General features: G+C 48.4%; 17 protein-coding genes and 1 pseudogene. 10 read left to right on the plus strand and 8 right to left on the minus strand.

Going from position 1 to position 19,793, the window contains the following annotated elements:
• Position 1: 1 nt before the first annotated feature.
• A complete protein-coding gene (locus DP091_RS15395) occupies positions 2-418 on the plus strand; it encodes an OsmC family protein (protein WP_113059121.1) in 417 nt (138 codons plus the stop codon).
• A gap of 104 nt (positions 419-522) precedes the next feature.
• Here the strand turns inward: DP091_RS15395 and DP091_RS15400 are convergent, their stop codons facing one another.
• Positions 523-1,101 (minus strand): NAD(P)H oxidoreductase, encoded by a 579-nt coding sequence (locus DP091_RS15400; RefSeq protein ID WP_113059122.1) that lies wholly within the window; start codon positions 1,099-1,101, stop codon positions 523-525.
• Positions 1,098-2,102, minus strand: a complete 1,005-nt coding sequence (locus DP091_RS15405; RefSeq protein WP_113059123.1) for a Rossmann-fold NAD(P)-binding domain-containing protein — start codon at positions 2,100-2,102, stop codon at positions 1,098-1,100. Before DP091_RS15405 ends, DP091_RS15400 begins: the two co-directional genes overlap by 4 nt.
• 178 nt (positions 2,103-2,280) lie before the next feature.
• Between DP091_RS15405 and DP091_RS15410 the strand changes: the two genes are divergently transcribed.
• Together DP091_RS15410 and DP091_RS15415 are read left to right on the plus strand one after the other, a co-directional pair.
• Entirely contained in the window at positions 2,281-2,619 is a 339-nt protein-coding gene (locus DP091_RS15410) for a winged helix-turn-helix transcriptional regulator (RefSeq protein ID WP_113059124.1), read from the plus strand.
• A gap of 373 nt (positions 2,620-2,992) precedes the next feature.
• Entirely contained in the window at positions 2,993-5,011 is a 2,019-nt protein-coding gene (locus DP091_RS15415) for a bifunctional diguanylate cyclase/phosphodiesterase (protein ID WP_113059125.1), read from the plus strand.
• 101 nt (positions 5,012-5,112) lie between these two features.
• Here DP091_RS15415 and DP091_RS15420 read toward each other — a convergent pair.
• Positions 5,113-5,924, minus strand: a pseudogene (locus tag DP091_RS15420) (spore photoproduct lyase family protein).
• A 231-nt stretch (positions 5,925-6,155) separates the two neighbouring features.
• Here DP091_RS15420 and DP091_RS15425 point away from each other — a divergent pair.
• The 6 genes from DP091_RS15425 (at position 6,156) to DP091_RS15450 (ending at position 13,706) form a co-directional block, all read left to right on the plus strand.
• A complete protein-coding gene (locus DP091_RS15425) occupies positions 6,156-6,908 on the plus strand; it encodes a response regulator transcription factor (protein ID WP_113059126.1) in 753 nt (250 codons plus the stop codon).
• Entirely contained in the window at positions 6,877-8,526 is a 1,650-nt protein-coding gene (locus DP091_RS15430; RefSeq protein ID WP_113059127.1) for a sensor histidine kinase, read from the plus strand. Before DP091_RS15425 ends, DP091_RS15430 begins: the two co-directional genes overlap by 32 nt.
• Positions 8,527-8,728: 202 nt before the next feature.
• The gene (locus DP091_RS15435; protein ID WP_113059128.1) at positions 8,729-10,366 is read left to right on the plus strand and encodes an extracellular solute-binding protein; all 1,638 of its coding nucleotides are present in this window, start codon (positions 8,729-8,731) and stop codon (positions 10,364-10,366) included.
• Positions 10,367-10,472: 106 nt separating this feature from the next.
• Positions 10,473-11,423 carry an ABC transporter permease gene (locus DP091_RS15440; RefSeq protein WP_113059129.1) on the plus strand — a complete coding sequence of 317 codons (951 nt, stop codon included), beginning with the start codon at positions 10,473-10,475 and terminating at the stop codon, positions 11,421-11,423.
• A gap of 10 nt (positions 11,424-11,433) precedes the next feature.
• The gene (locus DP091_RS15445) at positions 11,434-12,321 is read left to right on the plus strand and encodes a carbohydrate ABC transporter permease (protein ID WP_113059130.1); all 888 of its coding nucleotides are present in this window, start codon (positions 11,434-11,436) and stop codon (positions 12,319-12,321) included.
• Between the two features lie 221 nt (positions 12,322-12,542).
• Complete coding sequence (locus DP091_RS15450) at positions 12,543-13,706, plus strand: GntR family transcriptional regulator (RefSeq protein ID WP_113059131.1); 1,164 nt, start codon at positions 12,543-12,545, stop codon at positions 13,704-13,706.
• A 258-nt stretch (positions 13,707-13,964) separates the two neighbouring features.
• On the opposite strand, the gene DP091_RS15455 is transcribed toward DP091_RS15450, so the two are convergent.
• Together DP091_RS15455 and DP091_RS15460 are read right to left on the minus strand one after the other, a co-directional pair.
• Entirely contained in the window at positions 13,965-15,221 is a 1,257-nt protein-coding gene (locus tag DP091_RS15455; RefSeq protein WP_113059132.1) for a glycosyltransferase family 2 protein, read from the minus strand.
• Between the two features lie 151 nt (positions 15,222-15,372).
• Entirely contained in the window at positions 15,373-16,728 is a 1,356-nt protein-coding gene (locus tag DP091_RS15460) for a sodium-dependent transporter (RefSeq protein WP_113059133.1), read from the minus strand.
• Positions 16,729-17,058: 330 nt separating this feature from the next.
• On the opposite strand from DP091_RS15460, the gene DP091_RS15465 reads away from it, so the two are divergent.
• On the plus strand, positions 17,059-17,286 hold the full coding sequence (locus tag DP091_RS15465) for a DUF896 domain-containing protein (protein ID WP_113059134.1): 228 nt from the start codon (positions 17,059-17,061) through the stop codon (positions 17,284-17,286).
• 121 nt (positions 17,287-17,407) lie between these two features.
• Here the strand turns inward: DP091_RS15465 and DP091_RS15470 are convergent, their stop codons facing one another.
• The 3 genes from DP091_RS15470 to DP091_RS15475 are packed head-to-tail and all read right to left on the minus strand — an operon-like array spanning position 17,408 to position 19,759.
• Entirely contained in the window at positions 17,408-18,703 is a 1,296-nt protein-coding gene (locus DP091_RS15470; protein WP_113059135.1) for a glycosyltransferase family 2 protein, read from the minus strand.
• Complete coding sequence (locus tag DP091_RS31355) at positions 18,696-18,839, minus strand: hypothetical protein (RefSeq protein ID WP_181469820.1); 144 nt, start codon at positions 18,837-18,839, stop codon at positions 18,696-18,698. The genes DP091_RS15470 and DP091_RS31355 overlap by 8 nt, the downstream gene beginning before the upstream one ends.
• Before the next feature lie 44 nt (positions 18,840-18,883).
• On the minus strand, positions 18,884-19,759 hold the full coding sequence (locus DP091_RS15475; protein ID WP_113059136.1) for a GGDEF domain-containing protein: 876 nt from the start codon (positions 19,757-19,759) through the stop codon (positions 18,884-18,886).
• Positions 19,760-19,793: the final 34 nt, after the last annotated feature.

Genomic DNA, 19,793 nt, shown 5'->3' on the forward strand with positions numbered 1-19,793 from the left:
CATGACAACGTTAAAAATCGTAGAGGGTCAGGATCGGATATTCAATGAGGCTGGGGTTCAGCTCGTCGGAAACCACGGCCCGAATCTGGAGGGCGGCTTGTCTCCGAGAGAACTTCTGGAAGCGTCCTTAGCGCTATGCGTGTCCATTTCGCTCCAAAAAATAATGGCTTACGACGGCGTGGAGTATGATAAATCCTCCATTCATATCGAAGTGTCATCGGTAAAAGCAGAAGATAAAAGCAATAAATTCTCGCATTTCAACGTCCATGTCACGCTGCCGCCAACGCTGGATCCCGCCTACAAGGAGAAGCTGAAATCTGTTGTAGAACGAGCCTGCACGATCGGCAATACGCTGAAAAGTGAGGCTGTTGTTGAACTGATCGAGGTGAATGAATCCGTTGAAATGCGTAATTCGTAAGCTTCTGTGTTAAATCATTTCAAGCTAATTCAACAAATATGCCTTAGTCCAGGATTCATCGCGGACTAAGGCTGTTGTGTTCTTAGGAACCGTGTAATGCACTATTATGAATCGGCATAATGCAATCCCAGCTGATAAGCTCGTTCGAGCAAATTCTCCATATGCTCCGGCCTGGCCTCTAGCGTATCATAGAAGAATTCCACACGGGAATTCTTGATTCCGGAGTAGTCGGCCATTCCAACATTAAGGGAAAGGGATAACATCTGATCATAGCCCCGCTTGGCAAAATGATCTTCCGAAGCCCCTGCTAACGCAAGCCATAACACCTGTTGGTGATGAAGCTTTGAGCCGCCGCCGTAAGCGTAGCCATGATTCCAGACACGGTCGATATACCCTTTCAGCATGGCAGGGACTCCGTACCACCATACGGGGAAGACATAGGCCAGCGCGTCGTGCTCCTTCATCCGTGCGATTTCGGCCTCAACCTCAGGAGAATAAATCTTGGAAGGATCAGACCAATCGGGTTCGTCTGCCTCCCACAGGACCGGATCGAAACCGATGCGGTGGAGGTCCAGAATTTCCGTTTCATGTCCGGCGTCCCTAAGCCCTTGTGCAAACTTCTCGGTAACTGCAAATGTAAAGGAATTTTCACGTGGATGCGTAACAACTGTTAATACCTTCATGAGGGTTCACCTTCTCTTTCTTCTCTTCGAATTTGAATGCCAAATTGTTCAATACGTGCCATTGCAGTTTCAAGAGGAACCAGCGTTTCCGGTAGATAGAAGCCTCCGGGAGCAGGAGGCGAGCCGTCCCAGCCCAGAATGCGCTCAATGGACAGGAGAATACCGAGGGCCGTAAAATGCGCCTGTCCCTTCGGATCGGTCAACGTGATCCTCCGCTTTGCGTAACGGCCGTCAAGAAGTACGCCTTCAAGGTCAATGTAGAGGTCCTGGGAGGCTCTGCCTCCAGCCCGTGTTCCTATGGAGTCATGGATGGCGAAGTCGAATCGAATATTAGGCGCTCCCGTAACAGCCGCGAGGCTTGGAACATCCAATAAACTCATGGGATGGCCTTCTACCCGGGAACCATTTGAAAGACGTATGCTTCTCGGATCCTTCGCAGCCTCAACCCAATTCCATATCCCGTTTTCCCGGATAAGGGCACGGTTGATAAATCCTTCGGTATCTTCCAGCGTCATAGGGCCCATCGGATCGCGTTCATCATAGTGACCCGTCAAACCGATCGATTGGACGCTCTGGAAAGACCTCGCCTCCTGATACGCGACCAAGGTCAGAATCCCCGCTTGCGAATGTCCCAGAGGGACAATCGGTGCTTGAGGGGGATGACTTTGCATGGCGAATAGCATAGGTGTCAGCTCGTCGGCAAGCTTCGTGATCCCGATATGTGCGATTCCTTTTGCAAGGGCTTCTTGAATGAGGAGGTCGGCCGGATCTTGAATCGCAGAAACGATGAGGTCGGCTTGATCCAGCTCCCCTGGAGCCAGACCCTGGCGGATGTCTAAAAAAGCGGTACGGGCGTTCCCTAGCTCTTGCACTAATAAGCTCCCCTTCTCGGGATTCCTTCCGGCGAGTATAATCTCGGTTTCTTGATTGATCGTTCGGATATGCCGGGCAACAGCACTCCCGATTACGCCATAACCTCCGGCAATGTAAATACGCTGCATGTTATTTCACCCCATGTTTTTATGATGCAGTACTGGTATAAGGGGATTATGTAACATATAATGACGGAAAGGAAGTACGCACTTAATTGTTCTATAAGCACCTAAAAGTATCATTAGTACCCCAAAGTGCCTGTTGTCAGAGATATGCCACTTACGTTCAAAAAGGAGAGAAGTTCTTATGAATGGGGAGCGACAATACAATATTCCGTCTGAGGCGACCATGGACGTCATCGGCGGCAAGTGGAAGGTCATTGTGCTGTGTCACTTAAGTTATGGCCCCAAGCGAACGAGTGAAATTAAGAAGCAGATGCCGGATATTACGCAGAAAATGTTAACCCAGACGCTGCGGGAGCTGGAGGAGGATGGGATTATCACGCGAACGGTCTTTAATCAAGTGCCGCCTAAGGTCGTGTACGAGCTGAGTGAAATGGGCGTTTCGCTGCAACCGATCCTTGATCAGATCTGTGAATGGGGCGAAATGTACTTGAATGGGAAAGCGAAGGTAGCTACACCTTGAGGACAGGCAAAATAAAGGCTGCTGACCTAATAAAGGCCCCGCAGCTTTTTTTATTTATCAAATAGACAGTTGCCTCTCCTCATTTCTCATAGGGCAGAGGATAAGTCCAGATACCCGCAGAATGATTCAGTACTTTAGACTTATGTCGATTCGGGAGCGTTCGAACCTTTCTGTGTTTGTCGAGAAATTGAATAGTTACTAAAGATATAATATGGATATGGTGCAGGCTAGGAAGCTGCGGAAATAAAGATCGCTTTTTTCCGATATGCACCGGGGCGAGTCACCGTGAATTACTAGAAACGTTATCCGCGAGGAAACGTATGATCTTCATAGGACTTAAGAATTACTCACAAAAGGGGTGTGTACAGCTCAGATGGATGGCAATTATAACTATTATATTGTTGGGCTCTCAATTGCGATTGCTATACTTGCTTCATACTCGGCTTTAAATATTACGTCCAAAATTTCGGATTCGAACGGCAAATCCAAGTTTTTTTGGCTATTCGGCGGGGCCATGGTCATGGGAAGCGGCATTTGGTCCATGCATTTTGTCGGCATGCTGGCGATGCACATGAATATGAGTGTGAGATACGATGTCTTTCTGACCATCATGTCGATGCTCGTCAGCGTGGTTTCCTCCTTCATCGCGTTTTATATTACGATGCCCAAAAATATTAACTGGTTCAAAATCGCCATTGGCGGCTTCATTATGGGAAGCGGCATCGTTACCATGCATTACATGGGGATGGAAGCCATGGTCATGCATGCCGAAATTAGTTATGATCCCGGCTTTTGGGTATTGTCCGCCATCATTGCATTGGTAGCCTCCTATGCGGCTTTATTATTGTTTCTCCGTTTTCGGAATCATCCCAAGTCCAGCTTTCTCAAGTGGGGTTCGGCGGTTGTCATGGGATTCGCCGTATGCGGGATGCATTATACAGGAATGAAAGCTGCACGGTTTGAGGCCCATGCCGGTATGCTCACGCAGCAGCCGCAGTCTGTGGATTTTCTGCTTCTGTGTGGTGTAACGGCCGCGATTTTTGCCATCCTGCTGATCTCCTGGGGTGCGATGTTTTTTGATCGGCATGTGCTGGAAAAGCTGGCTTATCAGGATACGATCACGGGATTGCCTAACCGGAATGACATGAATCGATTCTTCGAGACAAATTCCGAGACAGAGCAGATTACGATTCTGTTTTTGGATTTGGACCAATTTAAGGCGATCAACGATACGCTCGGTCATAATGTTGGGGATTTGCTGGTCCAGGAAGTAGGTAAACGCCTGCGTCAATTCATTGGAAACGGCCAGCAGGTATTCCGGATCGGCGGGGACGAATTTCTGATTATTCTGAAGCAAAGCGACCCGGTATACGCCCAGCATTTAGCTGATGATATACTCCAACAAATAAAAAACGTGTACTATATTGACGGTAACGAGTTGTATGTGACAGCGAGTATCGGAATCAGCATTGGCTCCGTCCATAGCTCTGACCGTACAACGCTGCTCAAGAATGCGGATACCGCCATGTATAAAGCAAAGGGACTCGGCAAGAATCAGCAGTGCCTCTATGACGAGGAGATGGGTCTTCAAGAGGTTCGCAAAATGGAATTGGAGAAGGACCTTCAACGAGCGTTTGAACTGAAGGAGTTCTTCATTGTGTATCAGCCCAAATGGAATGTGCAAAGTGATCGCTTGGTCGGATTCGAGGCGCTGCTCCGCTGGAAGCACCCCCGCTTAGGCGTGATATCCCCGCTTGAATTCATTCCGATTGCCGAAGAGACGGGACTCATTATACCGATGACCCGATGGACGCTTGAGGAAGCATGCAAACAGTGCAGAATTTGGCAGAAGAGTGGGATTGTCCAACCGGTCTCGGTAAATTTATCGGTTCGTTTATTCCATGGCGACAATCTGCTGGAGCTTATTCAAAACGTGCTGGACAAGGCGAATCTGGAACCTCGCTTGTTAGAGCTTGAGATAGCGGAGTCCATGGTGCTGCACGATGTCAATGATATTATCCGCCAGCTTGGGAATATCAGGTCCTTGGGGGTTAAGGTCTCCATGGATGATTTCGGAACCGGTTATTCCTCGATTGGACTCCTGGACCGGATTCCGATTGATGCTTTAAAGCTGGACCGACAGTTTACCAATGATTTGGACACGCCCAGCAAGCGCGCCATCGTTAACGCCATCGTTCTTATGGCAGAGAATTTGAATCTGGATGTCATAGCGGAAGGCGTAGAGAACAAGGAGCATATCGACTTTTTGACCGGACTTGGCTGCCATGTCATGCAGGGTTATTATTACGGAAAGCCGATGGATATCAATGAGATTAAGGCTTGGATGTACGAGCAAGATCACAAGCACGAAGAGATCGAGACCCTGCGATGAAAAATGGATACGGAACATACGAATAACGGGCACCGTGAGGTGTCCGTTATGTTGTTGAAGGAACATAATAAACTCTGCCTCGGGCCCTCAAGTTTCTGCCGTTAAACAAAATAGGCAATTTTCGCAAGAGGAAAATATTCTCTGATCCCCTTCTCGAACAACTGCTGGAACTCCTCGACGGTTTCGGCCTTATAGACATATTTGAACTTCCCGTATCTCCCCCATTTTAACTGCCGATCTTCCTCGTCCATATTCAGTTTGGTTTTAGGTAACGTTTTAAAATCGTATTTTTGGCCGTTTTGGTAAAGCGGTGCTGAATGAGCTCGAACGTCAGGTCCTTGACTTCCACATGGCTCAATCGTTCATGAAGCAGGGAATTGATGTTAGCGAACTTCGTCACGAACCGCAGTCTGCCATATTCCTGCTTGGCCATATATTCAATGTAATAGGCCAGAGCTCCGGTCAAATGCTCAAGCGATACGGGGTCACCGGTACAGGCCGCCTCGAATCGGGTGATTTCCGGCGCACGCTCTACGATATACTGCTTCGCTCGATCCAGAATTTCATCCAGGTTGACATATATCCGGACATAAGGCTTCGAGCTCATGGTGGTTTGCAAGTAACAGTAATGACAATGCCCCGCATATCCTGTGGTTAGCGGGATGGCATATTCCGCTGATGGCTTGGATGTATCGAAGTCCAATGTTTTCCTGATCCCGACGACCAGGGTTCTCTTGGCGTTTCGGTATTTCTCCGTTTCTGTTTCTCCCGGAATGCCAGTCACCCTATTGTGAGAGGTAGTCATTTTAATGGGGGTACCTAATTCCTCAAACCATGCATACAGCTTCTTTCCAAGAGGATACTCTAACGTGTCCGGCTCAAAAAAGACCAGTTCCGGGTCAAAACGCTCCAATAATCTGACCTCCCGCTAAATAAAGAATATGAAGTATAGGATTGGCAGTGGTCATGGCAATCATGCATTGTCGAAGTAAGCAAAAACTTGACGGCTGCACGGTCTTAAACGTGATTTTGAAAGCCCTTTCCTGAAACTGTGATATACTACGACAAAACAGGTATACCATTTATAACAACCTATATTTCCCTATATCAGCCCCATACTTTCACAAGCAAAGGAGATTTTCTTATGTTTAATGTGCTTATTGTTGACGATGAGTCCGTTCAAAGAGAAGGCATTAAGGATTTGATCTTTCAGTACCGCTTCCCCTTTCAAGTATTGGAAGCCGATAACGGAATGAGTGCAAAGCGTATTCTGCTGCAAAACGCAATTGACATCCTGATCACCGACGTCAGAATGCCTCTTATGGACGGTCTGGAACTGAGCAAGCAAGCCCGAAAGACCCAGCAGGATGTAAAAATTGTCATCTGCAGCGGGTATGACGAATTTGAGTATGCACGCAGCGCTATCCGATTGGGCGTGGTGAATTACTTGCTCAAACCGCTTGCCAGGGAAGAGTTTCTGCAGGTAATGGAGGATATAACACAGATCAGTCCTTATGGCGGGGAGCTTGAACAGGGAACGATCGAATCGAAGGTCATCCGTCAGGTTAAAGACTATGTGAAGGACCATCATCAGCGAGATATTTCGTTGTCGGATGCAGCCCGGGAAGTGTACCTGTCCCCGGGGTACTTGAGCATTTTATTTAAGAAAGAAACCGGGGAGAACTTCTCGAAGTATTTGACCGACTACCGCTTGCGGAGGGCAAGCTATCTACTGAAACACTCGAATATGAAAGTCAATGATATTGCAGGAGCGGTTGGTATCGACAACCATTCTTATTTTGCTAAGCTGTTCAAGAGCAAGTTCGGCGTAAGTCCCTTACAATACAGAGAGTGCGGGGTGCTCCATGATCGGATGGATAAAGAGCAAGTTCAATGATATCCGATTCCGCAACAAGCTGCTGTTGTCCCATCTCATCATTGCACTCATTCCGATTCTATTGCTAGGACTGCTCTCTTTCATCCAGTCCTACCGCATTCAGATGAAGGAATTACGGAGCGAAGCGGAAGCCAGCCTGGAACAGGTGGCCAACATAATGGACTATAAGATCAACCGGTACAATACGCTGAGCGAGTTTATGGTACTAAACCGGGAGCTATCGCAAATTTTCATTAAGGACTATGAAGAGAACTATTTTAACATGTACCTGGATTTCAGGGACATTCTGGAGCCATTGATCTCGAACATTCGGCTAATGGATGATGATATTGAGGCCATTACCTTTTATACATCCGGAGAACTGCTCGGAATTCGCGATAATATTTTGCCCATCGGGGAACTCAAGAGCAAGTCTTGGTACGATGGGTTTCGGGGAAGGCGCTGGATTGTGGACGGGGAGAAACTGTATCTCGTTCAGGAATTGATCAGCAATCCCAAGGAGAGCAATTTCATGGTAATTTCCATTCAGCATGACAGCATCTTTGCTGATATGGACAAACTGTCGGAGCATGTGGCGGTTCATATCGAGGATGCTGAGCAGCGTGTGATTTTCAAGGACAGGAAGGAGTCCGATGCTTCAGCCGATTTGGAGAGTGGGGAGACGGGCGGTCTGAACCTAAGCCGGTCGCTCGCCAATAATGGATGGACGATTCACTATAATCTGCTGAATACGAATGCATATGCAAATGCACTGGGTATTTTTCAAATTACGTTGTTTGTCATGATCCTCAGCTTGATCATTACATTTCTGCTCATTTATGTGATTTCCAACAACTTTACACGCCGAATTATCCATATCAAAAACAAGGTAGACAAGGTGGAGCAGAACAACCTCGAGGTGATCATCCAGAGCTCATCTCGGGATGAATTCGGCGAGTTGACCAATGGCATCGGCAAAATGCTGAAACGGATTAACAGTCTAATCTCCCAGGTGTATCAAGCGGAAATCGCCAAGAGGGAAAGCGAATATAACAAACTGATTAATCAGATTAATCCGCATTTCCTATACAACACCCTTTCCTTTATCCGGTGGAGGGCCGAGAAGAAAGCGGATATCGAAACGAGTTATATGGTATCGGCATTGGCCCGGTTCTATAGAACGACGCTGAATCAGGGGAGGCATATGGCTACGATCAAGGATGAGGTGCAGCACATCAAGGCTTACCTGGATTTGCAGCTTATCATGAACGATGGCCGATTTGACGTGGATTACCATATCGATGAGGAAGTATTAGATACCGAGATTATTCATTTTATTCTGCAGCCGATCGTGGAGAATGCCATCAAGCATGGTTTTGTGGAGGCTGAAGGGGCAGATTACCAAATTCACATTGGGGTTAGCCGGGTCGAGGGGGGCATGAAACTTATCGTCAGCGATAACGGGGTGGGCATGTCTCCCGCGCAGGCGGCGAGGCTGCTGGCCGGAGAGAGCGGTGGCTGCGGCGTTCGGAACGTGAACGACCGGATCAAGCTGTATTACGGACTGGATTACGGACTTGATATTCATAGCGAACCAGGAAGCGGAACGGCAGTATCCATGGTCATTCCGGCTTCCTGAGCAGCGAGCGTTGTTCCATCCATCTCCATAGCGTCTTTATTAAAGCGGTGTGCTGAAGCAGCCGCTTTTTTGGGATATACAGTTGAGAACAAAAAGAGGTTATGAAAAAAGTGATACATATCCACAAAATGTTGCATATACGCCAATTATGAAACCGCATACAATTTGGATATCAACAAAACGAGAAAAAGGGGATGACAGGATGAACAAGCGTAAAAAGATGGCTTCGCTGCTGCTCGGCTGCATGATGCTGACTGTATTCAGCGGCTGCGGCGGGAGTTCGGGGGACAGCGCACAGCCGCAAATTTCAGAACAGGACTATGAGCCTTACGGGAAATACGAAACGCCGGTGGAATTTACGATCGGCCGGAATACCAATCATGTGAACAACCTGCCTCCCGGCGATACGATTGAGGACAATTTGGCTACCCGCTATGTGGAAGACCGGGTGAACGTAAAAGCTAAGGTGGCTTGGGAGACGGACGATATGGATCAGAAGCTGTCGCTGTCGATGACAACGGGCGATCTGCCGGATGTTATGCTGGTCAGCCGTGATATCTTCAACCAGCTGGTGGATAACGACCTGATTGCCGATATGACGGAAGTGTACGAGAAGACCGCATCCGACGGCGTCAAGAATATCTACTCCTCTTATGGCGACTTGCTGCTGGACCAAGTCAAGGTGGACGGTAAAATCATGGGCCTTCCGATGACGAATATCGGAAACCAGCACCAGCTGCTGTGGGTGCGGAAGGACTGGGTGGATAAAGTCGGCGCACAGATGCCGGAGTCGGTTGAGGATGTATGGAATCTCGCCAGAACGTTCGTAGAGAAGGATGCCTCGGGAACAGGCAAAACGGTTGGCATGGTGATGGATTCCAATGCCATGAACTTTACACCAGTTTTTGCTGCACGCGGCGCTTTTCCAATGAATTGGATCGAGAAGGATGGCCAGGTTGTGTATGGATCGGTTCAGCCCGAAATGAAGCAAGCGTTGGCGGAGCTGAGCGCCATGTACAAAGAAGGTCTGATTGATAAACAGTTTGCCGTCCGAACGAATGAAGAGAAGGAAGCGCTTGTGATCAACGGGCAGGTAGGGATGCTGTTTAACCCATGGTGGATCGGCTACACCAACTACAAGGATTCGATCAAGCAGGATCCTGATGCTGTCTGGGTTGCTGTATCGGCACCCGTGGATGAGCACGGCAAGTTCAAGACCATTCGCCAGGATCCGGTGGGCGGCGGTATCGTCGTAGTCAAGAAGGATTTCGCCCATCCCGAAGCAATCATGAAATCGGTCAATTTAACAACGGATTTCTTGTACTCCTTAACCGATGATGCGGTCAATTACAAGAAAGAGCACCCCGATGAGATGCTGACAGATGCAAGTCGCTGGAATAATGATCCGACACAAATTCCGATGCAAGTGGATTATGACGATGTGTTGAAACGTTATTACGAGGATCTGATGAAGGCGGATGAATCCGGCGATGCTTCCTCCGTGCAGGAAGATCGGGTAGTGTCCTTCAAGGCGTATCAGGAATTCAAGGAAAAAGAAAATGCCATCGACGTGAACACATACGGCGAATACCTCTCCCGCATCGAAGGCCAGCGCGAAGCGAACAATCCGAATCTGGAAGTGATTCCTGCCGGCTTCTATGGAACCACCGAGACGATGAAGCTGAAGTGGGCCAACCTCCAAAAGCTCGAAGAGGAGACCATATTGAAAATTATTATGGGACAAGCTCCCGTTGATGAATTCGATAAGTTCGTGGACACCTGGAAGCGTACCGGAGGCGATGAAATCACGGAAGAGGTCAACCAGATGAGCAGCAGATAAAGATAGCATGGGCCTTGGCGCGGAGGGCTATGGGTGGTCAGCCGCGCGGGCTTTTTGATTCGATAAGGCTTGTCCTGACAGGGACATGATGGAGGTGAAGCGGTCGATGGCGCAAGTGGAAACAACCGTCAATCAAGAGCCGGAAGTACGATACCGGAGGAAAAAGAAACGTAAAACCTTTGACGAAATGACCTATCATGCGATGCTGCTGCCTGGCATGGCCATGCTGTTCATTTTCTCGATTGTGCCGATGTTCGGGGTGGTCATGGCTTTTCAGAAGTTCATCCCCGCGAAAGGAATACTCGGTTCCGCATGGGCAGGTCTCGACAATTTCACGTATATGTTTCAACTGCCGGATGCCAAGCAGATCTTCGTCAATACGCTGGTCATCGCGGTCGGGAAGATTGTTCTTGGATTGATTGTGCCGATTGTATTCGCCCTGCTGCTTAATGAGGTGCGTCTGAAGCTCTTCAAAAGCACGATTCAAACCATTGTGTATTTGCCGCATTTTATGTCATGGGTGGTCCTGGGCACGATGCTGACCATGATTTTTTCCTTTGACGGCATGATTAACAATATCCTTGAGTTTCTGGGGCTGGAACGGATCATGTTTCTGGCAAGCAACGACTGGTTCAGGCCGCTGCTCATCGTGACGGATACATGGAAGGAATTCGGCTACGGGACGATTGTGTATTTGGCTGCATTGACGGCGATTAATCCGGCTTTGTATGAATCCGCCGCAATGGACGGCGCAAGCCGCTGGAAGCAGACCCTGAATATCACGCTGCCGGGCATGTTTCCGACGATCATCCTGCTGGGCACGCTGAGTCTCGGCAATGTGCTCAATGCGGGATTTGACCAGGTGTTCAACCTGTATAATCCGCTGGTCTACGAGACGGGCGATATTATCGATACGTTTGTGTACCGCATGGGTCTGATCAATATGCAGTATTCGTTCGCAACGGCAATTGGACTGATGAAATCGATCATCAGCTTTGTTCTGATCGTTATATCCTACAGGCTGGCCTCAAGGTATGCGGGGTACAAGATTTTCTAGGAGGGTAAGCATGATTCAATCCAAAACGCTGGGCTCAAGGCTGTCCCGCCTGATGATTATGCTCGCGCTCGTTCTAATTACATTTGTGTCGCTGGCCCCCATCGTCAATACGATTATGGTGTCCGTCAGCAGCAGCACGGCTGTGAATGCCGGCCGGGTCTACTTTTTTCCGGTGGAGCTGAACTTCTCATCCTACGGGCAGATACTGAATGACACGAAGTTTTGGAAGGCGTTCCTCATATCCGTGGAACGGGTGCTGCTTGGGGGAGCGATCAACATGATTTTAACCATCCTTATGGCTTATCCGTTATCGCGGAGCTTCACGCAGTTCCGATCGAGAAACAAATACATGTGGATTATCGTGTTTACGATGCTCTTCAGTGGAGGAATCGTCCCCTGGTATATGGTGATCAGCAAGCTGGGGTTGATCAACAGCATCTGGGCGTTGGTTCTGCCGGGTGCAGTTCCTGTCTTCAACGTGATTCTCCTGATGAACTTCTTCAAGGGAATTCCGAAGGAGCTGGAGGAGGCAGCATTCATTGACGGTGCCGGTCCGCTGAAAATCCTGCTCAAGATCTTCATCCCGATCTCCATGCCCAGTCTGGCGACCATTACGCTATTTGTCATCGTCGGTCACTGGAACAACTTCTTTGACGGGATCATCCTGATCAATGACAGCGAGAAAATACCGCTTCAGACTTATCTGCAGCAGCTCAGCCTGACGCGCGACCAGATGCAGAATCTCTCGGTCGAACAGCTTCAGCAGTTCAATAAAATCTCCAACACGACCCTGAACTCTGCCAAAATTCTGGTCTCCATGATTCCAATTTTGCTCATCTATCCATTTTTGCAGCGTTATTTAATCCACGGAATCGTCCTGGGGGCCGTGAAGGAATAGTTCAATACACGGAGCAGGTAGTCGACAGGGGAACAGCGCTTCTGCATGAGTCTTTCGAAGCGAAAGATCATGCGGCGCTGTTTTGTCATGAATGGGACTGTTTAGGGGGAGGATGATATTTTCTAAACCGGTTATCCGCGCGACATGGACAAATCAAATATATCATGTTATATTGTTATATGAATTAGCATGTTTTGGAGTACCGTTGGAGGGATATCAATTTGAAAGATGCAGCTTCCGCAAAGCCGATGTATGAACAGATTTTTAACGAGATGAAGCGAAAGATCTCCACACATATTTTCCGCATTGGCGATAAAGTCCCTTCGGAGAAGGAACTCGCGGACGAATACGGAGTTAGTCGAATCACAAGCAAGAAGGCATTGGATATGCTGGCGGCTGAAGGCGTGATTGTGCGTAAACCGGGCAAGGGATCCTTCGTAGCTGACCCGGATGAGCCCCTGGCACAGAAGGAAACAATTTCCTCAGAAGGCGGAGTTGTCAGAGCAGCTAGCCAAGAGAAGATGATCGGTCTTGTCATTACAGACTTTTCGTCAAGCTACGGAACACGCCTTGTTTACAGCATGGAGCAGTATTCGAGAGAGAATGACTGTTTTCTGGTACTGCGCAGAACGTTTGGAGACCAGGATAATGAGGAATTATCCATTCAGAAGCTGCGTAATCTCGGCGTGAACGGTCTCATCGTTTTTCCCGCTCAGGGGGAATATTTCAATGCCGAAATATTGAAGCTGGTCATCGCCCGTTTTCCGCTTGTCCTGATTGATCGCAAGCTGAAGGGAGTCGCAGCGGCTTCCATCAGTACAGACAATCTGGGAGCAGCCGTTCAGGTAGTGGAGCATTTATTTGATTTGGGACACCGTTACATATCCCTGCTGTCTCCTCCGCCGAGGGACACGACAGCGGTTGAAGAGCGGATTGAAGGGTTTGTGCAGGCCCATGCCGCCCGGGGCATCGCGTTTGATAAGGAGATCTGGATTAGTGACGTGACGGCTACTTTGCCTAATGCCTTCTACGAGAGCAATATTGAACGGGAAATCCAGCGGATCGTGCGGCACTTGCAGGAGCATCCGGCAATTACAGCCTTTTTTGCGATCGAATATAACATTGCTTTGCTGGCCAAGGTCGCTGCAGAGCGCCTTGGTTTGCGTGTACCGGAGGATTTATCCATCGTATGCTTTGACAGTCCGCAGCTAAATATCGGTGAGGGCTATTTGTTTACCCATATGCGGCAGAACGAGGAAGAAATGGGGAGGCTGGCGATTGAGACGGTGCTTGGCATCATGAATCACGATGATGTAGCAGTTGAGAAGCGACTGCCTGCGGAATTGGTGGTTGGAGCATCTACCGGTCCTGTAAAGAGTCAGTGAAGGCGATATTTTATATCCTTGTCCGCTACAGATATACACGAACAAACCATGCGCTCGCTTAAGTATGAGCGCATGGTTTTTTGTTTTTCTTCTGATTGGATAATGGATTCAATATTCAAGTGGAGATCGCAGATAATATGATAATAACATTTCGTTGTTTTATATATTTACTCAAAGAAGCGTTTGTTTTCAGCGGCTCATTGGGCAAATGATCTGGCTGGTTTACCCGTCTTTTTGGAGCGAATTCTTGCAGCTCCCTTAGTATTTCTCTTTTTCTACTTCAATATCGCTCAAATGAATAGCTCTTGTATGCTTTGTAGGGTTCCAATTCACGTTCTTCATCGTAATGAGTGACCAAAGGAACAGGGGGACGTATGTCAGATTGAAAAAGTACAGGTACGCATAGCCCCGAATGAGGCTTACCTTATTGTTCGAGTCGAGAAACTGTGCGTATCCTACGTAAATGAATTGGAATACCAAGCACATCATCCAAACTTGCCAAGGAATCAAATGATGAGCATCTAATAAGTCGGTAGCCATGGACATGAGAACAAGGAGACCTGTTGCTGCACTCAAAACAATCTTGCCAGGATTAATAAGGTACATTAACCCATCAAAAGCTTTGAAGTCCAGCTTGCTAATGAATCTCCACATTAATCTGTGAGCGTATTTGAAGCAGACATCCCAATGCCCTCTTGCCCATCGGAGACGCTGAATGCAGGAAGATTTGAAACTTTCCGGCTTCTCATCGTACACGCGCGCAAAGTGGCACCATGTAGCTGGTACACCCTCAAGCAAACACTGCATAGTAAACTCCAGGTCTTCCGTTAAGGAACGAGCGGTCCAACCGATGGTTTTGAATAGAGTCGTGTCTACGCAGAACCCGGTTCCACCGATCGCGTTTCCTAAGCCCAATCTGGACTTGGCAAGCTGCCAAGAGCGGTTCATGAAAATATAGCTTACGGAGTAACCTATGGTCACCCAGTTGTCATCCGGATTCTTGGAATCCAGGTAACATTGTATTAATTGATCCCCGTTCAATAAGTGGTTATTCATTTCCCTTAAGTAGTTCAACGAAACCAGGTTGTCTGCATCGAAGAAGGCGATACCGTCAAAATCATCGATTAACCTGTCGCCATACTGCTCCATTGCGTATTTGATTCCGTAAGGTTTCCCCTTTTGCTCTCCTGGCAGGTATGTATGTTCCATAACGGTAGCACCAAGTTTTCCAGCGATCTCACTTGTTTTATCCTTACATCCATCAGCAATAACGCACACTTCATAGAGCTCTTTCGGGTAATCCATGTTATGAAGATTCTCTACAAGGTGTCCGATAACCGCTTCTTCGTTGTGTGCAGGAATCATCAGAAGAAATCTTTTCGAAGGTTCATATTCTTTCAGTCTCTTGGGTTTTCCAAAGCCGAAGAGACTGATCAGCATCCAATATGCCCAGAAGAACAGTAGGAGGTATTGAATAAAGGTTAATCCAACACCGAATGCATACTCAAAATCCATTACTAGCCCGCCCTTTTTTACAATTTCCTTGCTGGATTGATAATGATAGAATAATAGAATTTAATACGTAGATGAATATGAATGGGCAAGGGTATAGAAAAAGGCAACCCCATTCGCCCCCATGTGGCGAAGAGATTGCCTTGGTTGCCAATTAATCGAACTTGATCACGCCCGTGGTATGGAGCAGCACCAGTAATACGAGAACCGGCGCGATATAACGGAGCATGAACAGCCATGCCCGGAACCAGCCGGCTTTAAGGCCGGCGGCATCTGCCGCTCTCTTCCAGAAGTACCCTGCAAAGATAGTGGTGATCAGCCCCCCGAGCGGAAGCAGAATGTTCGATGTGACGAAATCCAGCCAGTCAAAGAAGTTTTTGCCGCCGATATCGGTAAGCCCGGGTACGATGCCGAATGACAACGCGGAGGGTAGACCGACCAGCATAACCAGCGCGCAGATGACCAATACAGCTTTGGTGCGTCCCCAATGCCAGCGGTCCATGACATACGAGGTCGGAACCTCCAGCAGGGAGACTGCGGAGGTTAAAGCGGCAATGGCTAGAAGGACGAAGAACAATCCTCCGAAAAAAGCACCCAGCGGCATGGCCGAGAAGGCAGCCGGCAAGGCAATGAAGACAAGGGAAGGGCCGGCATTGGGCTCAATCCCGAAGGAAGCGGTTGTCGGGAATATAATAAGTCCGGCAATAAACGCATAGATCAGGTCACCTGCGCCGATGGCGAGAGTAGCCGGACCAAGGGATTGCCGCTTATCGACATAAGCCCCGTAGGTCAACAGAATCCCCATCCCCAGCGAGAGGGAGAAGAAGGCATGTCCCAACGCGACGAGTGCCGCTTCCGGGCTGAGCTTCGAGAAATCAGGATTCAAGAAGAAGGATACGCCTGCTCCGGCCCCTGGCAAGGTTACCGCGCGGATCATTAATACGATCAACAGAATGATCAGGCCCGGGATCAGAACCTTGTTGAATTTTTCGATTCCTCCAGAGATGCCTTTAGCTACCACCCATCCTGAGATCGCAATAGCGACGATTTGCCATATGATCGGCATGTAACCTTCCGTAAACGTAGTAAATTGACCACCAAAATCAGTGTTATTGTACAGATTGCCGCTAAATGACATGACCGCATAATGAAGCGTCCAGCCTGCCACAATGACATAGAAGGTCAGAATGAGAAATGGTGCAATAACCTGGAGCAATCCCAGGTGCCCGAAGGCTTTCGGTCCGCCCGCTTTGACAAAGGAAGTTGCGGCACTCCCGCGGCCAGCTCGTCCAATGGCGAGTTCGGCCAGCAGGACAGGCAAACCGATCACGATGAGGCAGACGATAAAGAGCAGAAAGAATGCTGCGCCGCCATGTTCTCCCGTAATGTAAGGGAACTTCCACATGTTTCCGAGGCCGACAGAGCTCCCGATCGCGGCCAGAATAAAACCAGCAGAAGAAAAACGATCATTTTTCCCGGTTGAAGCTGGGTTGTTGTGCTGAGATTTCATAGATGTTCCCCCAGTTGATTAAAGTTAAGTTCCTCTATTATATTTCATGTTGTGCCAGAAAGGCATAAGTAATTTTTCCTAAGGGATGAGGACCTGCATTTGTATTATGCTGCGAACACCAAGTTTTCAATACTAACATTAACCACGATTTGTAAATAAATAAACCTTAAACACCAAGGTTAAGGAAATGAAGAGACTTTGGGTAGGGGAAAAATCACAAATGCGCCTATTGATCATGAAAGTTGGCAGGGCTTGACAAATATCTTTGTTTATTATATCTTTATATTAAGATAGTTGATAAATCAAAATCATATGGAAAAGAGGGATATCATGATTCAAAGCTTAACCCGGATTAATGAATTGGCTAAAAAACAGCGGGAGGGCATGCTCACTGCTGCGGAAAAAGCCGAACAGCAAGTTTTACGCACGGACTATCTGCGTGAAATTCGCGGACAGGTGCTAAGCACCTTTTCGGGATTAAGCATCGTGGATCCCGCCGGAAATGACGTGACACCTGAGAAACTTCGTAATGAGCAGAAGAAGCTGAGAGAAAATTAAGTTTCCGTGACCGTATAACGCCCTTACACAATATGATGACATAATGAAACAAGAAGAAGGGATCGCCATGTATCATGGTAATCCCTTCTTTTATTTTAAACATAGATGCGTGGGGGCTCCTCTAACCAAACCGCTCCGTCTTATACCACTTGGACTCCCTGCCCGTGATTTTATCCACGATCATGGAGTAGAAGGCTTTAACGGATATGATGAGGAACAGCTGGGCGTAGGTGAAGTACGACACGCAGGATAGAATGAAGTTTCGCGTGGTGCTCTGGCCGATGTCCGTTGCAAGCGCCAGGTTAATCTGCAGGACGTAGATGTAATACATTAAAGCCCAGGCAATAATGAGATACATATAGACATCGCCCTCGAACCTGAAGGGAGAGACGACGGCCGGATTAAACAGCCCGATGATCTGATACACGATGTTGGCGACAAAAATAATATCCGAGATGATGATGGCAATCATAAACCAGAAGTAACTGGCGGCGTAATACAGGACATGCAGCTTAATCCGCCAGCTTGTCCGGTCGAACAGATGATGAATGTTATCCGTGACGACGCTGTAGTTGCCTTTGGCCCAGCGTTCGCGCTGCTTCATGTACACCTTCAGGTCCTCGGGCTCTTGCTGATAAGCTTCGGCTTGGGGTGCCAACGCAATCAGCTGCCCTCTTGTCAGGATCTCGAACGAAATCGCGGTATCTTCGGTGATCGCATGCTCATCCCATCCGCCGATGTCCTGAATGAGCGCGGTTTTCACGATAAAGTTCGTGCCGGGGATGGTACCCAGCTTAAACAGCTGCCATAAACCGGTATGATGCACGCGCTGAATGGTCACCAACTCCAGATTGATACAGCGGGACAGAAAATTCTGTCCGCGGTTCCGGGCCTTGTTGCGGCCGAAGACGGCCCCATAGCGTTCGGGCTGCTCCATCGCTTTCTGCGTCAGGAATAGCAGCGCATTTTTCTCGGGTGCGGCATCCGCGTCGTAGACACAGATCCATTCGCCTGTGGCCTGCTTGAGGGCATCGTTCAGGGCGCCCGATTTGCCGCCGGTTCCGGTTCTCTCCAGAATAAGAAAGTCGCGGTCCCGGTAACGTTCATTGGCTTTCAGCGCCCTTAAGCGCTCGGCCGTATGGTCCTTGCAATTGTCGGCGATCACAATCACCTGCATTTTGTGATGTGGGTAATTCATCTGCAGAATGTGCTCTACCGTTGCCTGGATGACCAATTCCTCGTTATGCGCGGGCACCATGACCGTCACGGTGGGGAAATCCTCCAGATTGCCCGGATTCACCAGCTTCTGCCGGTTTTGTTTGTGAATGAACACGATGGCCCCGGCCATAATAATGATCGATTCCAGCACGGCAATCCATATACTGATAATGGAGATGACCAGGAAAAAGTCAGTCACTGAACTTCCCCCGATCGTATTTTCGTTTGACTTTGGAACGGAAGCTTAAGGTGGCCATCGTCAGAATAACGATGGCTACGGAGAACATGATGCTGACCCCGATGCACAGAGGGATAAACCAGTTGGTATACGACATCGGCTGCAAGCCTCCTTTTGATTGATGGGGGCAACTTAACTTGATTAAATGTATTCCCCGATGAGATCGGTTTCGGTATTCCGTTCTAATGCAGAAATGACGTCATCTATATTTTCGTATCGGCTAAATTGCTCCTTCTGGAACACAAGGCCGCCGGCACGGACCACAAGCTTGAGGGACATGCCTTTCTTGTCACGGAAGGGTACGTTCATCATGGCGACTTTGATGCGGTCCATGAGGCTTTTGAGGTACTCCGGCTTGGTGAGCGGACACAGAATGATAAAGCGTCCTTCTCCGATAGAGAATTTATAGTCCTCGTAACGAATCTGCTTCTGAATCGTGCCCGACAGTTCCATAATCAGCTTGGCAAAACGGTGCGATCCGACGGACTCCCTGGTCAGGGGGAGAAAATCGAGCTTAAACATCATGATGCAGAAGCTGTACTGATCCGAATACCGATTGGCCAAATTGGCTTGTTTCACCAGCGTGCTTTCAAAAGCATCCTTGCTGCCAAGCGAGGTGTCGATGTCGATATCCGGGTTGGTTTTCCTCAATTGCTCGAGACGCCGGATGAACCTCCGGCTTCTTACCAGAGCCAGCTTGATGAAAATAGCAATCGCGGTATTGGCGGGCAGCAGCAGAATCCAGGACAGCGTGAGCGCATTAACCGGGGCCAGCGTGGACAACCATACGAAATAAGTGACCAGATACACAAAAACCGCCACCGTCGACACGCCTACCGGAAGAAAGAAACCGATCAATAAAGCGGCTAGTGTACCAACGCTGAAGAGGAATTCCGTGAAAGTAAAACTTTGGTTTATATAGATGTTCCAGAATATGAACAACTGCTGGACGATGGCGAGAGCAATCAGCAGAAAATAACCGAGTTCGACGCGACGTAAAGGAGTGGATTTTTTCATGTTTTACCTACTTTCTAAACTCTTCAACCTTTTA

The sequence above is a fragment of the Paenibacillus sp. MDMC362 genome, assembly GCF_003269305.1.
Lineage (GTDB): Bacteria > Bacillota > Bacilli > Paenibacillales > Paenibacillaceae > Paenibacillus_AQ.

Coding starts and splice junctions, on each gene's coding strand:
- DP091_RS15395 (WP_113059121.1), top strand. CDS start 2: ATGACAACGTTAAAAATCGTAGAGGGTCAGGATCGGATATTCAATGAG.
- DP091_RS15400 (WP_113059122.1), bottom strand. CDS start 1,101: ATGAAGGTATTAACAGTTGTTACGCATCCACGTGAAAATTCCTTTACA.
- DP091_RS15405 (WP_113059123.1), bottom strand. CDS start 2,102: ATGCAGCGTATTTACATTGCCGGAGGTTATGGCGTAATCGGGAGTGCT.
- DP091_RS15410 (WP_113059124.1), top strand. CDS start 2,281: ATGAATGGGGAGCGACAATACAATATTCCGTCTGAGGCGACCATGGAC.
- DP091_RS15415 (WP_113059125.1), top strand. CDS start 2,993: ATGGATGGCAATTATAACTATTATATTGTTGGGCTCTCAATTGCGATT.
- DP091_RS15425 (WP_113059126.1), top strand. CDS start 6,156: ATGTTTAATGTGCTTATTGTTGACGATGAGTCCGTTCAAAGAGAAGGC.
- DP091_RS15430 (WP_113059127.1), top strand. CDS start 6,877: ATGATCGGATGGATAAAGAGCAAGTTCAATGATATCCGATTCCGCAAC.
- DP091_RS15435 (WP_113059128.1), top strand. CDS start 8,729: ATGAACAAGCGTAAAAAGATGGCTTCGCTGCTGCTCGGCTGCATGATG.
- DP091_RS15440 (WP_113059129.1), top strand. CDS start 10,473: ATGGCGCAAGTGGAAACAACCGTCAATCAAGAGCCGGAAGTACGATAC.
- DP091_RS15445 (WP_113059130.1), top strand. CDS start 11,434: ATGATTCAATCCAAAACGCTGGGCTCAAGGCTGTCCCGCCTGATGATT.
- DP091_RS15455 (WP_113059132.1), bottom strand. CDS start 15,221: ATGGATTTTGAGTATGCATTCGGTGTTGGATTAACCTTTATTCAATAC.
- DP091_RS15460 (WP_113059133.1), bottom strand. CDS start 16,728: ATGAAATCTCAGCACAACAACCCAGCTTCAACCGGGAAAAATGATCGT.
- DP091_RS15465 (WP_113059134.1), top strand. CDS start 17,059: ATGATTCAAAGCTTAACCCGGATTAATGAATTGGCTAAAAAACAGCGG.
- DP091_RS31355 (WP_181469820.1), bottom strand. CDS start 18,839: ATGTCGTATACCAACTGGTTTATCCCTCTGTGCATCGGGGTCAGCATC.
- DP091_RS15475 (WP_113059136.1), bottom strand. CDS start 19,759: ATGAAAAAATCCACTCCTTTACGTCGCGTCGAACTCGGTTATTTTCTG.